Origin of the sequence: Methylovorus glucosotrophus (genome assembly GCF_009858335.1) — a bacterium.
Lineage (GTDB): Bacteria > Pseudomonadota > Gammaproteobacteria > Burkholderiales > Methylophilaceae > Methylovorus > Methylovorus glucosotrophus.
In genome coordinates this window covers 2179788-2194649 of the sequence record NZ_VMSE01000001.1, presented here as the reverse complement: position 1 = coordinate 2194649, position 14862 = coordinate 2179788, and the positions used below count along the sequence as shown (strand labels likewise).

At 57.4% G+C, this 14862-nt stretch carries 18 protein-coding genes; 7 read left to right on the top strand and 11 right to left on the bottom strand.

Translation table 11 applies throughout. From position 1 onward, the window contains the following. Positions 1-4: 4 nt before the first annotated feature. The 6 genes from fliM to fliR are packed head-to-tail and all read left to right on the top strand — an operon-like array spanning position 5 to position 3716. A complete protein-coding gene (fliM, locus tag FNL37_RS10330) occupies positions 5-1009 on the top strand; it encodes a flagellar motor switch protein FliM (RefSeq protein ID WP_013441595.1) in 1005 nt (334 codons plus the stop codon). Further along, positions 999-1436 carry a flagellar motor switch protein FliN gene (gene fliN, locus FNL37_RS10325; protein WP_159356054.1) on the top strand — a complete coding sequence of 146 codons (438 nt, stop codon included), beginning with the start codon at positions 999-1001 and terminating at the stop codon, positions 1434-1436. Before fliM ends, fliN begins: the two co-directional genes overlap by 11 nt. Before the next feature lie 7 nt (positions 1437-1443). Then, positions 1444-1857 (top strand): flagellar biosynthetic protein FliO, encoded by a 414-nt coding sequence (gene fliO / locus FNL37_RS10320; protein ID WP_159356053.1) that lies wholly within the window; start codon positions 1444-1446, stop codon positions 1855-1857. Beyond that, entirely contained in the window at positions 1844-2620 is a 777-nt protein-coding gene (fliP, locus tag FNL37_RS10315) for a flagellar type III secretion system pore protein FliP (protein ID WP_244948267.1), read from the top strand. Before fliO ends, fliP begins: the two co-directional genes overlap by 14 nt. A gap of 46 nt (positions 2621-2666) precedes the next feature. After that, entirely contained in the window at positions 2667-2936 is a 270-nt protein-coding gene (gene fliQ / locus FNL37_RS10310; RefSeq protein WP_013441599.1) for a flagellar biosynthesis protein FliQ, read from the top strand. 9 nt (positions 2937-2945) lie between these two features. Next, entirely contained in the window at positions 2946-3716 is a 771-nt protein-coding gene (gene fliR / locus FNL37_RS10305) for a flagellar biosynthetic protein FliR (protein ID WP_159356052.1), read from the top strand. 57 nt (positions 3717-3773) lie between these two features. On the opposite strand, the gene flgL is transcribed toward fliR, so the two are convergent. The 11 genes from flgL to flgB form a co-directional block, all read right to left on the bottom strand. After that, on the bottom strand, positions 3774-4679 hold the full coding sequence (gene flgL, locus FNL37_RS10300) for a flagellar hook-associated protein FlgL (protein WP_159356051.1): 906 nt from the start codon (positions 4677-4679) through the stop codon (positions 3774-3776). A gap of 11 nt (positions 4680-4690) precedes the next feature. Next, positions 4691-6634 (bottom strand): flagellar hook-associated protein FlgK, encoded by a 1944-nt coding sequence (gene flgK / locus FNL37_RS10295; RefSeq protein ID WP_159356050.1) that lies wholly within the window; start codon positions 6632-6634, stop codon positions 4691-4693. A gap of 64 nt (positions 6635-6698) precedes the next feature. Beyond that, positions 6699-7610 (bottom strand): flagellar assembly peptidoglycan hydrolase FlgJ, encoded by a 912-nt coding sequence (gene flgJ / locus FNL37_RS10290; protein WP_159356049.1) that lies wholly within the window; start codon positions 7608-7610, stop codon positions 6699-6701. A 10-nt stretch (positions 7611-7620) separates the two neighbouring features. Further along, positions 7621-8745, bottom strand: a complete 1125-nt coding sequence (locus FNL37_RS10285) for a flagellar basal body P-ring protein FlgI (protein ID WP_159356048.1) — start codon at positions 8743-8745, stop codon at positions 7621-7623. Between the two features lie 10 nt (positions 8746-8755). Further along, positions 8756-9442, bottom strand: coding sequence for a flagellar basal body L-ring protein FlgH (locus FNL37_RS10280; protein WP_015829594.1), 687 nt, complete (start codon positions 9440-9442; stop codon positions 8756-8758). Between the two features lie 25 nt (positions 9443-9467). Further along, positions 9468-10250: a flagellar basal-body rod protein FlgG gene (gene flgG, locus FNL37_RS10275; RefSeq protein WP_013441606.1), complete on the bottom strand. Its 783-nt coding sequence runs from the start codon at positions 10248-10250 to the stop codon at positions 9468-9470. Positions 10251-10319: 69 nt separating this feature from the next. Further along, the gene (flgF, locus tag FNL37_RS10270; protein WP_159356047.1) at positions 10320-11060 is read right to left on the bottom strand and encodes a flagellar basal-body rod protein FlgF; all 741 of its coding nucleotides are present in this window, start codon (positions 11058-11060) and stop codon (positions 10320-10322) included. Between the two features lie 38 nt (positions 11061-11098). Next, positions 11099-12307, bottom strand: coding sequence for a flagellar hook protein FlgE (flgE, locus tag FNL37_RS10265; protein ID WP_015829596.1), 1209 nt, complete (start codon positions 12305-12307; stop codon positions 11099-11101). Between the two features lie 35 nt (positions 12308-12342). Continuing rightward, on the bottom strand, positions 12343-12999 hold the full coding sequence (locus tag FNL37_RS10260) for a flagellar hook assembly protein FlgD (RefSeq protein WP_015829597.1): 657 nt from the start codon (positions 12997-12999) through the stop codon (positions 12343-12345). Positions 13000-13020: 21 nt separating this feature from the next. Beyond that, on the bottom strand, positions 13021-13425 hold the full coding sequence (flgC, locus tag FNL37_RS10255; protein ID WP_013441610.1) for a flagellar basal body rod protein FlgC: 405 nt from the start codon (positions 13423-13425) through the stop codon (positions 13021-13023). A 25-nt stretch (positions 13426-13450) separates the two neighbouring features. Continuing rightward, on the bottom strand, positions 13451-13879 hold the full coding sequence (gene flgB / locus FNL37_RS10250; RefSeq protein WP_013441611.1) for a flagellar basal body rod protein FlgB: 429 nt from the start codon (positions 13877-13879) through the stop codon (positions 13451-13453). Positions 13880-14114: 235 nt separating this feature from the next. Between flgB and flgA the strand changes: the two genes are divergently transcribed. Continuing rightward, positions 14115-14843: a flagellar basal body P-ring formation chaperone FlgA gene (gene flgA, locus FNL37_RS10245; protein WP_013441612.1), complete on the top strand. Its 729-nt coding sequence runs from the start codon at positions 14115-14117 to the stop codon at positions 14841-14843. The last annotated feature ends 19 nt before the right edge of the window (positions 14844-14862 follow it).

The window sequence follows — 14862 nt, the reverse complement described above, 5'->3', positions numbered from 1 at the left end:
AGCCATGGCGGACAGTTTTTTATCTCAGGATGAAGTCGATGCCCTGCTGAAGGGCGTGGGCCTTGACCAGGACGATACCCCGGTCGAGCACGACCCGCATGGCGTGCGCGAATACAACCTGGCCACCCAGGAACGTATCGTCCGTGGGCGCATGCCTACGCTTGAGATCATTAACGAACGCTTTGCCCGCCTGTTGCGCATTGGCCTCTTCAACTTCATGCGCCGTAGCGTGGAAGTCTCCGTAGGCCCCGTGCGCATTTCCAAATACAGCGAGTTCGTGCGTAATCTGGTGGTGCCTACCAATCTTAACCTGGTGCACATGAATCCACTGCGCGGCACCGGGCTCATGGTGTTTGATCCCTCGCTGGTATTTTCCATCGTCGACAATATGTTTGGTGGCGATGGCCGTTTTCATACCCGCATTGAGGGGCGCGACTTTACCCAGACCGAGCAGCGCATCATCCAGCGCGTACTGGCGATCGTGATCGAAAACTACGAAAAATCCTGGGAGCCGGTATATCAGGTCAAGTTTGAATACCTGCGCTCGGAAATGAACACCCAGTTTGCCAATATTGCCACTCCCAACGAAGTGATCGTGGCGACTACCTTCAGTATTGAGCTGGGCCCGGCAGGCGGCGAAATCCATTTCTGCTTCCCGTATTCCATGATCGAGCCGGTGCGTGATCTCCTGACTTCCAGCCTGCAAGGCGAGGTGCTGGGCGTGGACAAGCGCTGGGTGCGCCTGATGACGCAACAGATTCAGGCCGCCGAGGTAGAGCTGGTGGCTAACCTGGCCAAAGCCAGAATGCAGCTGGGCGATGTACTGAACATGAAAGTGGGCGATGTGATTCCCCTCAATATTTCGGAAACGATAGAGGCGCATGTCGATAATGTGCCGGTCATGGAATGCAAATACGGGGTGTTCAACGGGCAATATTCGCTGCGGGTAGAGAAATTGCTGCGGGCCAACGCCTCAGAGTATGTAAAAGGAGAGAAACATGGCGAATAGCCCGGAAGACGAATTTGAACAAGCCGCAGCAGACGCTGCCGCTGAAGACGACTGGGGTGCCGCCATGGCAGAGCAGCAGCAGGCCGAAGACAGTCCGCTGCAAGCCAAGCCTGCCCAGGCGACGGTGTTTACCGAGCTGACCGGCAAGAAGATGAGCGAGACGCAGAACGACATCGACTTCATTCTCGACATTCCCGTACAGCTGACCGTCGAGCTGGGCCGTACCAAGATCGCTATCAAGAACCTGCTGCAACTGGCGCAGGGCTCGGTGGTGGAACTGGATGGCATGGCCGGTGAGCCGATGGATGTTCTGGTGAATGGCTGCCTGATTGCCCAGGGTGAAGTGGTGGTGGTGAATGACAAGTTTGGTATCCGCCTCACCGATATCATCACCCCGGCTGAACGCATCCGTAAAATCAACCGATAGGCAGCGCATGAGAAAACTGGCTGCCCTTCCCGCGCTGCTGTTGCCGATGATGGTGTTTGCTGCTGATGCGCCACCGACGCCTGCCACCAGTGCCCTCAAGATGACGTTTGGTTTGCTGGTCGTGCTTGCCATCATGGCTGGCCTGGCCTGGCTTGTTCGCCGGTTTGCCCCTGGACGCACCGCCCAGAATTCGGTCGCCCGCGTCGTGGGTGGCGTCAGCGTGGGTACCCGTGAACGTGTCGTCGTGGTCGAAGTAGCGGGACGCTGGATCGTCGTGGGCGTGGCCCCCGGGCAAGTGCGTGCACTGGCCGATCTTGAAGCGGGTGACAGCCAGGTCGAGCAGGCCATCACCAGTGCCAACCCGCAGCCCTTTGCCGGCTGGTTACAACGATCCGCAGAGAAATTTCATGGCAAAAAGTAATTCCATCCTGGCGCATCGTCATTGCAAAACCCTGCTCCGGCATCTGCCATGGGCACTGCTGGCTATTCCGACGCTGGCCCATGCCGAGGCCGCCATGCCCCTGATCAATGCCGCTCCGGGCTCCGGTGGCAGCCAGAATTACACCCTGAGCCTGCAGACGCTGCTGCTGCTGACCTCGCTTTCTTTCCTGCCTGCTGTATTGCTGATGATGACGGGCTTTACCCGCATCATCATTGTCTTGTCGCTATTGCGCCAGGCGCTGGGTACGCCAACTTCGCCACCCAACCAGGTGCTGGTGGGGCTGGCGCTGTTCCTGACATTTTTTGTGATGAGTCCGGTGATGGACAAGATCTATGTCGAGGCTTACCAGCCTTTGTCCGAGAACAAGATCACCCTGCAGGAGGCGCTGGAGAAGGGCGCTGCCCCGCTCAAGACCTTTATGCTGAAGCAAACGCGCGAGGCCGATATTGCCCTCTTTATGCGAATTTCGCGCAGCGATGCCGTCGATGGCCCGGAGCAGACGCCTTTGCGTGTGCTGGTGCCTGCCTTCATGACCAGTGAGCTGAAAACCGCCTTCCAGATCGGCTTTGCCATTTTCATTCCCTTCCTCATCATCGACATGGTGGTCGCCAGCGTGCTGATGTCCATGGGCATGATGATGGTGTCACCTGCCATTGTGGCCCTGCCATTCAAGCTCATGCTGTTTGTGCTGGTGGATGGCTGGCAACTGGTGCTTGGCTCGCTGGCCGAGAGTTTTTACTGAGGTCTCGGCTCGCTAGCCGGGATTTTTTATAGAGAAAGGTGCGGACATGACCCCAGAAGGCGTGATGACCCTGGGCCGCCAGGCCATGGAAGTGACTCTGATGGTATCGGCGCCCATGCTGATCGTGGTGCTGGTCATCGGCTTGCTGGTCAGTATTTTTCAGGCGGCGACGCAGATCAACGAAACCACCTTGTCGTTCATTCCCAAACTGGTCGGTGTATTTGCCGTGCTGGTGATCGCGGGCCCGTGGATGCTCAGCGTCATGCTGGACTACATGCGCGCCATCTTCACCAGCATTCCTTCCCTGGCGGGATAAGCCCACGCTGTGGTCTCTCTCAACACTGACATCCTGCAATCCTGGATCGTGCTGCTGTTGTGGCCCATGACCCGTATTCTGGCCATGATCGCCGTGGCCCCTGTCCTCAGTCACCGTTCCATCTCCGCCCGCGTCAAAATCAGCATGGCGCTGATGATGACACTGGCGCTACTGCCTAGTCTGCCTCAACCGCCGTTGCTGGATATTTTCAGCTGGAAAGGCATGCTGGTGCTGGCGCAGCAGATGGTGATCGGGTTTGCCATTGGCTTCAGCATGCGTATCGTGTTTGCCGCGGTGGAAATGGCGGGCCAGATGATAGGCATGACCATGGGTCTGGGCTTTGCCATGTTTTACGATCCGCAGACCCAGGGGCAGAGCAATGCCATCAGCCAGTTCATGGTGTTGCTGACCACGCTGATCTTCCTGAGTCTGGATGGGCATTTGCTCATGATCTCGGCGGTAATGGAAAGCTTTGCCAATTTCCCCCTGAGTGCCGAATGGCAGGGCGGGCTGGACTTCATGAAAATGGCGAACTGGGGCGGCAAGATTTTCAGTGCCGGTCTGCTGATTTCACTGCCGGCGATCGCGGCCTTGCTGATTACCAACATGGCGCTTGGCATACTGACGCGTACCGCGCCGCAGCTTAATCTTTTCGGGATAGGGTTTCCGGTGACCATCGCCATAGGCTATGTGGTGGTCGCGCTGGTGTTGCCGGGGATTTTGCAGCCTATCCTGCAATTGATACAGGAAAGCACGGCCAATATGGCCTTGCGTTTCTAGCCACCTTATCTTCAAACCGCCTGTCTTCAAGCCCTGCACATTCGCAGGCAGATCACATTAGATGTACTTGAACAGCGTGAGGCCGGAGAGCTGAACGTAAGACTGCTGCGCTGCTTCCAGAATGGTTTTTTGCTTGGTAATGTCGGACAAGGCCTGGGCGTAATCCAGATCCTGAATGTCAGACAGCTCTGCCTTGTATTGCAGATTTCTATCGTCGCCGTTGTTGTCCAGCGCGTCGATTTCCTTCAGCTTGGAGCCGGTGGAGGCGCGCACGGTCAGCACGTTGTCCAGGCCTTTATCCAGACTGGTATTGGCCGAGGCCAGGGCGGTATTCAGCGCGGCGGAGGTGGTGGCGGGGTTGGAGAGCAGGTCCACAATATTGGAAAGCGTGGCAAACACGTCATTGCCCTGTGCCTGAAATACGTCCGGGCCATTTTCCGTGGTCGACATGCGGCGGGTATCGCTGACCTGCATGTCCATCTGGCCATTATCCCCGTTGTAAGTGGCGCCTGTGGTAGTGGCGGTATAGGGCTGGGTTGTGTTCTTGAAACCGCCGAACAGGTAGTTGCCATTGCCGTCCTTGCTATTGGCAAGGCCGATCAATTCCTGCAGATCATTACTCAGCTGGGTGGCAATGTAATTTTTTTCCTCGCTCGACAAGACCGCATTGCCTGCACCGACCAGCGTGCTCTTGGCCGACACCATGAGATCGGTCACGCTGGTCAAGGTGCTTTCAATTGAGTTCAGATTGAACGATGCCATGGCGCGGTTATCGGCATACTGGCTGTTAATGCTCTGTGCCTGGCTGATGGTCAGCGCGCGGGCAGCGCCGACAGGATCATCGGCGGGGGTCAGAATACGTTTGCCGGAAGAAACCTGTTGTTGCAGCTTGTACTGCTCGCTCTGCAGGGCGCTGATCTTGTTGATCCCGGTTTGATAAATTGTATTGGTGCTAATGCGCATGGCGATATTCCTTAGCGGATATTGATCAGCGTGTCGAACATCTGGCTGGCAATCTGCATGACTTTGGCAGCGGCCTGATAAGACTGTTGATAACGCAGCAGGTTGGCGGCTTCTTCGTCCAGGTTGACCCCGGAGTTGGACTCCATTTCGGCCTGTGCCTGTTCCAGCAGGGTGGCTTCTGCCGCGCCTGTTACCTGCAGCTCACTGGTCTTGTTGCCCACTGCGCTCACGATTTGGGCAAAGGCAGCTTCATATGACTTGTTGCCGCTAACGGTAGAGGCTGTTTGCAGCTTTGCCAGCAACAAGGCGTTGGTATTGTTGCCCGAACTGCTGCCGGTGCTGGGCGTCAGCGTGAAGCTGTCGCCGTTATTCGGTGTGCCGCCCATGGTGAAACTGGCCCCGGCCACGGTGTAGGTTGCCCCGGCGGTATAGGGAACAGCAGCGCCAGCGGCATAAGTCGTCGTGGTACCGCTACTGGTTTTGACGGTGACGGCTTCGGTCGCGGGGAAACCATTCAGCGTGCCTGTACCGCTATTGTATGTAAGGGTCAGCGCGCTGCTGAACGGGCTGCCCATGTAGGCACTGTTCACTGTCAGGTTGCTGATGGCGCCGCTACCGGTGTTGCTGCTGCTTTTGGCGGCAATTAATGGTGATGCTGCGGCAATCTGGTCGGTGCCGGTGATCGACACGGAAATCTGTCTGGCGGCATCGGCTGTGGGCTGGATGAGGAAGTTATCACCGCTGCTCATGGTGCCGCTACTGACGCTGATGCTGACCCCGTCAATGGTGATCGGCATGCTGGTGTAGTTGGTGGTGGTGCCATCACTCAGGCGTTTCACCGAGTAATTGGTGCCGCCGTTATAGGTCAGCGTATAGTCGCTGGTGGTAACCGCCGAGGCATCGGTAAAACTGCCGGTCAACACGGCATTGCCGGTATTGTTGCCATTGGATTTGATGGTCGGGCTGATGGTGTTGAAGTAATTCACGCCCGCATTGCCATTGAGGTCCAGCCCCAGTTTTTGCTGAGCGTTGAAGGTCTCGGTCAGTGAAACGGCAATCTGGCCCAACTGGTTTTTGGTGGTATCCAGCGAGTGGTTGCGGAACTGAATCAGGCCGCCCAGTGTGCCGCCGGTGACGCTGTTTTCCCCCAGGATAATGGGTGTGCCACCCTTGCCGGAATATGCCACTTCAAGCCGGGTGCTGTCGGTGGGCGAATTGACCACGGACAGGCTGTAGCTTTCCTTGTCCACCACCAGAGGCAAACCATTGCCGACAAATACGTTATAGCTGTTGCCCGATTGCACGATGGTGGTCTTGATCTGACTGCTCATCTTGCTGACCAGCAGATCACGCTGGTCCATCAGGTCATTGGGTGTTTTGCCCGTGGCTCCCATCGCATTGTTGATCGAGTCATTCAGAGAAGCGATCTGCTGGGCGTATGAGTTGACCAGTGAGGTGCTGCTTCTCAGTTGCGAGTTGACCGAATTTTCCATCTCGGTGAGGCGGCTGCTGAGGCTCTGAAAACGGCTGGCAAGCGCTTCGGATGAAGAAAGCATGGCCTGGCGGCTGGAAGCCGAGCCCGGGTTGTTGGTCAGGTCCTGCACGCTGTCGAAAAAATCCTGCAGGGCAGGCGACAAGCCAGCCGAAGAATCGGCCAGCATGTTGTTGATACTGTTGATCTGCGAACTGTAGGTGGAGAGCTCACTGCTGCGGGCCTGGCTGACATTCACCTGCTTGGCCAGCAGGGCACTGTATACCCGCTCGATGCTGGTTACCTGGGTACCTTTACCCAGATAGCCAAAGCCTACATTCTGCGAAGCGGCTGCTGATTGCGAAATCACTTGCCGGTTGTAACCCGCACTGGAAGCGTTGGAGATATTGTTGCCCGTCACGCTAATCCCGATCTGGGCTGCGTTCAGCGCACTTTTACCTATATTTAAGATATCGCTTCCCATGGTTCTTTTTTCCTAGACTATGGATTATTGACGGCAGAAGCCGCAGGAACTTTAATCGTGGGCATCAGGCGGTAGTGACCTTCTTGATCACACTGATCAGTTTGCTGGCGTAGTCAGGATCTGTAGCGTAACCCCCGTTTTGCAGTCCTTGCGCGTAGGCATTGACGTCGTTCAGGTTGGACATGGCGTTGCCATAGCGCGGATTCTTGCTGATCATGTTGGCAAAATCCTTGAAGGAGTCTGCATACGAGTCATAGGCGCGGAAGGTTTCCACGCGCTTCTGCTTGACGCCATTCACGTATTCCGTGGTGACGGCATCCACGGTCTTGCCAGTCCAGCCGGCGGTGGCCTTGATGCCAAACAGGTTATAGCTGTTCTCGCCGTTGACGCCCTTGATTTCGCGTTTGCCCCAGCCGCTCTCAAGTGCGGCCTGACCCAGCATGAAGTTGGCCGGGATGCCCGTTGTGCGGCTGGCTTCCTCGGCATACGGCGCCATGGTGGCCTGGAAGCTGTCAGCATTGCCATCGGACTTGGTCGAGCCTGAGCCCTTGTTGGCGTCCTGTGATGGGTCCGCATACATCTGCAGCGCCGTGCGGGGCACAAAGGGGCTGCTATAGGGCAAAGCCGCGCTCACACCGTCATCCTGATCGGGGTTGGCGCCGGGGGTAACACCAGTTTTGCTCAGCTGTCTTGCCAGTACATCGGCCAGGCCTATGCCCTTGGATGCAATATTCTGACTCAACTGCTGATCCAGCATGGCAGTGAAAGTGCGGCTTTGTTCATTGTCAAACATGCCCTCCTGGGGCGTGGCATCGCGCATGCTTTTCAGCATCATGTTGACGAATACGGCTTCAAACTGCTTGGCGACGGCCTTGATCGCTTCAGGCGAATCATTCTTGCCGGCCAGCTTCAGCTGATTCAGGCTATTTGCATCAAATGCCAGTTTGCCGGTGCTGTCTGAAGGAGCGTTGACCATGGTGTCTGGCCTAGATCACTTCAAGTTCTGCGCGCAAGGCGCCAGCAGACTTCATGGCCTGCAGAATGGCGAGCAGGTCCTGGGGGGTGGCGCCGATGGCATTCAGGGCCTTGATCACATCGGATAGCGATGCGCCGCCATCCAGTTTCAAGACCTTGCCAGGTTCTTTTTCAATGGAGATTTCCGAGCGGGCAGTGCTGACCGTTTGTCCGCCGGAAAGCGCGCCAGGCTGGCTGATGACCGGCGCAGTGTTGATGACGACGGAAAGATTGCCGTGCGATACCGCGCAGTCTTCCAGCGATACCGAGCGGTTCATGACCACCGAGCCGGTGCGCGCATTCAGAATCACCTTGGCCGAAGATTCGGCCGGATTGACGTTAATCGACTCCAGCGCAGCCAGAAAGCTGACGCGGCTGCTGTCTGCGGGGGCATTGACGCGGATGACGCGGCCATCCTGCGCGGCGGCCGTGCCCGTGCCAAAGCGCTGGTTGATGGCATCGACCACCTTGCTGGCGGTGGAGAAGTCCGAATCTTTCAATTCCAGGTTAATGCCGGTGCCCTGATTCAGCGCCACCGGAACCGCACGTTCCACCGTGGCACCGGCCGAGATACGGCCTACGCCCAGGTGATTGATCTGGGTCTGGCTGCCATTGGCCGAAGCACCCACGCCGCCCACCACCAGGTTGCCCTGTGCCATGGCGTAGACTTGGTTATCAGCACCTTTCAGCGGTGTCATCAACAGCGTGCCGCCGCGCAGGCTCTTGGCATTACCCATGGAAGATACCGTCACGTCCAGCGCCTGGCCCGGCTGGGCAAATGGCGGCAGGGTAGCGGTGACCATGACGGCAGCGACGTTTTTCAGTTGCAGGTTGGTGCCCTGTGGCAGGGTCACGCCCATGCCTTGCAGCATGCTGATCAAGCTTTGTACGGTAAATGGCGTTTGTGTGGTCTGGTCACCCGTGCCATCCAGACCCACGACCAGACTGTAGCCGATCAATTGGTTGGAGCGCACGCCCTGTATGGTCGCCAGATCTTTCAGGCGCTCCGCTTCCACCGGCAGGCTCATGCCCAGGTCGGCGGCCAGCAGGGCAATCAGCAGAATATTCAGGCGGCGTTTAGGCAGAAGCGTGGTCATGATGGCATTCTCACAGCGGGATGAAGCTCAGGAAAAAGCGCGACAGGATGGACGTCACCAGGGCGGCATCCACACGGCTGTTGGTGCGATATTCGATACGGGCGTCAGCCACGCGGGTCGATGGCACGGTGTTGGCGGCCGTGATGGTGTCGGGGTTCACCACGCCGGACAGGCGTACAAACTCGGTGCCTTTATCCAGAGCCACCTGTTTTTCGCCACCCACGACCAGATAGCCGTTAGGCAACACATCAAGTACCGTGACCGCAATCGAGCCAGTAAAGACGTTGCTGGCATTGGCGGCAGCGGCATCGGTGTACGACAGGTCAGATGCGCTGTTAAACGCGGCACGTGGTACTGGGCTGCCAAACGAGGCGGTGACGGAAGAGTCTACGCTGCCTTTTTTGCTGGCGGAGCTGCCGTTGGCTTTCGTGGCCGAGGTGTTCTCGGTAATGTTGATCATCAGCGTGTCGCCGATCAGGCGCGCGCGACGGTCTTCAAACAGCGGGCGGTAAGCGGCGACGTTGTAAATGGCGCCGTTGGTGGGCGGACGTGCCGAGGCCGGGTAAGGCTTGGTGGTCAGCGGCCCTTGCGTGATCGAGGTGGGTGTGCAGGCGCTCAAGGTCAGCGCGCCAGCCGCCAGCAGCCCCAGTACGGCGGGCTTCAGTTGCGTTGCAATATGACGAATGATCTTAAGCATGTTCATACTCCCGGCCTTGCCATGACTATAGCTGCGACAGCCTTTGCAGCATCTGGTCAGAAGTGGTGATGGCCTTGCTGTTGATTTCATAGGCGCGCTGGGTCTGGATCATGCTGACCAGTTCCTCAACGACGTTCACGTTGGAGGTTTCCACGTAACCCTGATTCAATACACCCGCGCCGTTGGCGCCTGGGGTATTGGTGCTGGCGGTTCCCGAAGCCGAGGTTTCGACATACAGGTTTTCGCCCTTGGATTGCAGACCGGCCGGATTGATAAACGTGGCCAGCTGGATGGTGCCAATCTGGGTGGTCGCCACCGAGTTGGGCAGGGTGACGGACACCGTGCCATCGCGACCGACCGTGATGCTCTGCGCATTGGCCGGAATGGTGATGGCAGGCTGGATGGTGTAACCGCTGGCGGTCACCATCTGGCCCTGGTTATCGACCTGGAATGAACCATCGCGCGTATAGGCGGTGGAACCATCGGGCAGCAGCACCTGAAAGAAGCCTTCGCCATTGATGGCGAGATCCTTGGCATTTTCCGTTTGCTGCAGGTTGCCCTGGCTGAAAATGCGCTCAGTGGCCACGGGTTTGACACCGGTGCCGAGCTGCATGCCGGAAGGCAATTGGGTTTGCTGAGAAGACTGCGCACCGGGCTGGCGGATGTTCTGGTAGAGCAGATCCTCGAATACGGCGCGTGAGCGCTTGAAGCCATTGGTGCTGACGTTGGCCAGGTTATTGGCGATCACGTCCATTTGCGTTTGCTGCGCATCCAGGCCGGTCTTTGAAATCCACAGTGAGCGTATCATGATGATGTCCTCTCGTGCCCGAGATGCATAAACGGGCGTTGGTATGACTGCATATTAACGTAAGCCTGATCAACCCAAACTGAAGAGTTGACTGGCTTTATTGGCGTTATTCTCGGCGTTCTCCAGCAGTTTCATCTGCGTTTCGAACTGGCGGGCCAGGCTGATCATGTTGACCATGGCATCCACCACATTGACATTGCTGCCTTCCAGCGCGCCGCTGGCGACCTGGATATTGGCATCAGCCTGTGCTGGCTGGCCATTCTGCGTGCTGAACAAGCCATCCGTGCCACGCACCAGCGTGCTTTCGTCCGGATTCACCAGCTTGATGCGGCCGACAATATTGGTCGGGCTGGGTACGGTCACGCGCGACACGGTGGATACCGTGCCATCCCTGCCGATGGCGATTCTTTCATCGGGCGGTATGGTGATGGGGCCACCATCGCCCAGCACGGTCAGGCCGTCTGCCGTCTGCAAAATGCCGTTTTCATTGACCTTGAGCGAGCCATTGCGGGTGTAAGCCTCCCTACCATCCAGCCGTTGCACCGCAATCCAGCCCCGGCCCTGAATGGCGATATCCAGATCGCGCGAGGTGCCGATAATGGTGCCGGGCGTGAAATCGGTAGCCACGGTGGTGTCAATGACGAAAGCCCGGGTTGGCAGGCCATCGCTGACGATAGGCACAGCGCGGAAAGAATCCACCTGGGCCTTGAAGCCGGTAGAGGTGGCATTGGCCAGATTGTGCGCCGTGGTCGCTTGCTGCTCCAGAATATGCTTGGCGCCTGACATCGCGGTGTAAATCATGCGGTCCATATGGTCTCTCCTTTACGGCTTCAGCCCGGGCTCAATGCTTAACGCAGGTTGACCAGGGTCTGCAAGACCTGATCCTGCGTCTTGATGGTCTGCGCGTTGGCCTGATAGTAGCGCTGTGCGGTAATCATGTTCACCAGCTCAGCCGTCAGGTCGACGTTGGAATCTTCGGTGGCCGAGGATTGCAACACACCCAGGCCGCCGGTGCCGGCTTTGCCGATCACCGGTACGCCAGCGTCTGAAGTTTCGGCAAACTGGTTGTTACCCAGGGCAGCGAGGCCGTTGGGGTTGGCAAACTTCGCCAGTACCACCTGGGCCAGGGCCTTGGCCTGGCCGTTGGTGTAGCGGCCGATGATGGTGCCGTCAGCCGCGGTGCTGAAACTGGAGAGGCGGCCGGAGGCATAGCCATCCTGCACCTGGCTGTTCAGGCTGTAATCGGAACCGAACTGGGTAGAGCTGGCGAAATCGACCGTAATGCTCTGGGCGGCAGGTACCGTAGGTGGTGCCAGCGTCACGGTTTGCGTGGTGGTGCCCGTCAACAGGCCGTTGGTGTCAAAGGTTAGTTGCGATGAACCGACAGCGGTAGTGCCACCATCAACAGTGGTGCGTACATCCCAGGTGTTAGCAGCGGTTTTGATCAGGTAGCTTTGCAAGGTATGCGGATTGCCCTGGCTGTCATACACCGAAATCGGCACCACCTGGGTGTAGGTGGTGGGGTCGGCTGGATCGAACGAGGCGATCGGCAGCACGGCGCTACGCGAGTCCAGGTTGAATACGTCACTTACCTTGGTGGAAGCCTGAGGTGCCAGGTCGGCCGAGTTGATCTTGATGTCGGTCAGGGCGCCGGTCTGCAGGGCGCCATTGCTGTCTGCCACATAGCCAGTCAGATGCTCGCCGCTGGAGGTGACGATATAGCCTGCCTTGTCGAGCTGGAACTGACCATTGCGGCTATAGGTAATGGCGCCGCTATTGCTGAGGCGAAAGAAGCCGTTGCCATTGATGGCGATGTCCAGCGGATTTTCGGTGTTGGTGATATTGCCCTGGGTGAACTGGCGCTGGATGTCGGCGACTTTCACGCCGATACCGGCGGAGCCGGTGCCAGAACCGTTCAGTGCGTTGGCGTACACATCAGCAAACTCGGCGCGCGATTGCTTGAACCCGACTGTGTTGGCGTTGGCAACGTTATTGCCAATGACGTCCAGACTCTTGGATGCGGCATTGAGGCCGCTTAACCCTTGTTGAAAACTCATGTTGATCTCCTTGTTAGCGTGAGGACGTGCATTGACTAAAAGACTTCCACGACATCATCAATACCGATGGAGTCGAGTTTGCCCAGGTTGAGTTTGATGCCACTGCTGCTGTTGGATACGCTCATGACCTGATCGTAAGACAACGGCGTGGCGGTGACGCTGGTATTGGCGGTGGTGGCGGTGACTTCGAACTTGTAATTGCCGTCTGCTGCCTTGGAACCGTCATCCTTGTAACCATCCCAGCTCAGTGGCAATACGCCTGCTTCCTGCTTGCCCAGGGTCAGTTGGCGCATCTGATTGCCGGCAGAATCCTTGATGGTGACGGTGACCTTGTCGGCGCCTACCGGCAGGTTGATGCCCAGATAGGATTTGCTCTCGGTGAGGGTCAGGCTGTCGCCCTTGGTCAGCACATAGCGGCCTATCATATTGGATGCCTGGTAGGTCTGGCTGGACTGCACATTGCTGATCATGGATTCCATGGTGCTGTTCAGCTTGTCGATACCGGTAACCGTGGAAAGCTGGGCCAGCTGACTGGTCACCTGCGCGTTGTCCATCGGGTTGAGCGGGTCCTGGCTTTTCATCTGGGTGATGAGCAGGGTCATGAACCGGTCCTGCGCATCGGCGGCTGTGGAGCCCGAGCCGGATTTGCGCGTGTTCATCGTGGTCAGCAGGTCATTGGAAATGGTGGTCATGGCGTGATCCTTAAAAGGAAATTATTGTCCGATGGTCAGTGTTTTTAACAACATGGTCTTGGCGGCATTCATGGTTTCCACGTTATTCTGGTAGGCACGCGAGGCCGAGATCATGTTGACCATTTCTTCGGTCACATTCACGTTGGGCATGGTGACATAGCCTTGCGCATTGGCTGCCGGGTGCTTGGGGTCGTACACCACCTTGGGTGGAGACGGGTCTTCAATCACCTGTTGCACCTTGACCCCGCTGACAGCGGCGTTGTTGGTGGGGGTGGCGCTGAACACCACCTGCTTGGCCTTGTACGGCTGACCATTGGCACTGGTGGCGCTATCGGCGTTGGCCAGATTGCTGGCGACGGCATTAAGCCGCTGCGACTGGGCGCTCATGGCTGAGCCGGACACATTGAATACATTGAACAGAGACATGATGGTGCTCCTTTATATAATCCGGCTATTGGCCCTGAATCGCCGACAGCAGCTTCTTGATCTGGCCGTTGATCATGTTGAGGCTGGCTTCGTAACGGATGGCATTGTCGGTAAACTGGTTGCGCTCCACATCCATGTCGACGGTATTGCCATCCACGCTACCCTGGATAAGGGGGCGGAACATGGGCTCGCCCGGCTTGCCGGTCGGCACGTAGTCGACACTGGTGGGATCACCACTGAGGTGGGCGCTGGATGTTTTGCTGACGTCGAGGCCAGAGCCGGGGGTGTCGTTACCGCTCAGGGCATTATTGAGCGCATCATTGAAATTGATGTCGCGCGCCTTGTAGTTCGGGGTATCGGCATTGGCGATATTGGCGGCAATAAGCTCCTGCCTTTGCGCACGCACGCGAAGAGCGGACTGCTGAAATGCCAGTGCTGCATCTAGTCTGTTCATGTGTACTGACCTCCTGTTTCGATCCGGCTTAAAGTTTTCACCCAGCTCAGGTTTTTACCTGGCTCAAGTTTTCACTTAGTGCAGCCGTTATCTATGATGAGGGCGAGTGTAGAGCGCGACAGTCAACTTCAATCAGAGGAGTAAAGGGGGAAATGTCGTCTTTTTCCACCATTTACTTTTGTCCCGGCTACGTAGAATGCAGGCTGTATCTTTCTCCGCAGTCGAGGAACGCATCATGGCAAGTCATTCTATCGTAAAGCAATTTTTGGCATTCTGCACAGGAATATTGCTCCTGGCTGGCAGTGCGCTTTCCCACGCTGAAGCGATGCCGAATACTGACCAGACGCAGAACCTGACCTCCATCCGCAAAAAGGTCGAAGAATTCCTGACCGTGCAGACCGCCGGTTATCCCGGTCGTGTCACCGTCACTGCCGGTGCCATAGACAATAATCTCAAGCTCGCCAAATGCCCGGCGCTGGAAGTGTTCATGCCGCAGGGTAGCCGTGCCTGGGGCAAGACCAATGTCGGTGTGCGCTGCAATGCGCCCGCCTGGACCATCTACATGCAGGCCACAGTGAATGTGGTGGGGCAGTATCTGGTGGCGGCCGCGCCGCTGGCCCAGGGCCGGGTGGTGGATAGCGGTGACCTGCTATTTGAAAGTGGCGATCTCGCCCAGCTGCCTCCCGGTATCTTTACCGATCCCGAGCAAGCCATTGGCCGCATCGTTAATATTTCCATGAATGCCGGTACCGTGCTGCGCCAGGAGATGCTGAAAGCGTCACCTGTCGTACAGCAAGGTCAAACGGTGACGCTGATTACGCGAGGCAAGGGTTTCAGTATCAGCGCCGAAGGCCACGCACTCAATAATGCTACCGATGGCCAGCTGGTGAGGGTCAAGGTCGCCAATGGGCAGGTAGTAAGCGGGATTGCCCGCAATGGTGGAAAAATTGAAGTCAGTTTTTAAGCATGTGTTTTTGCGTCGA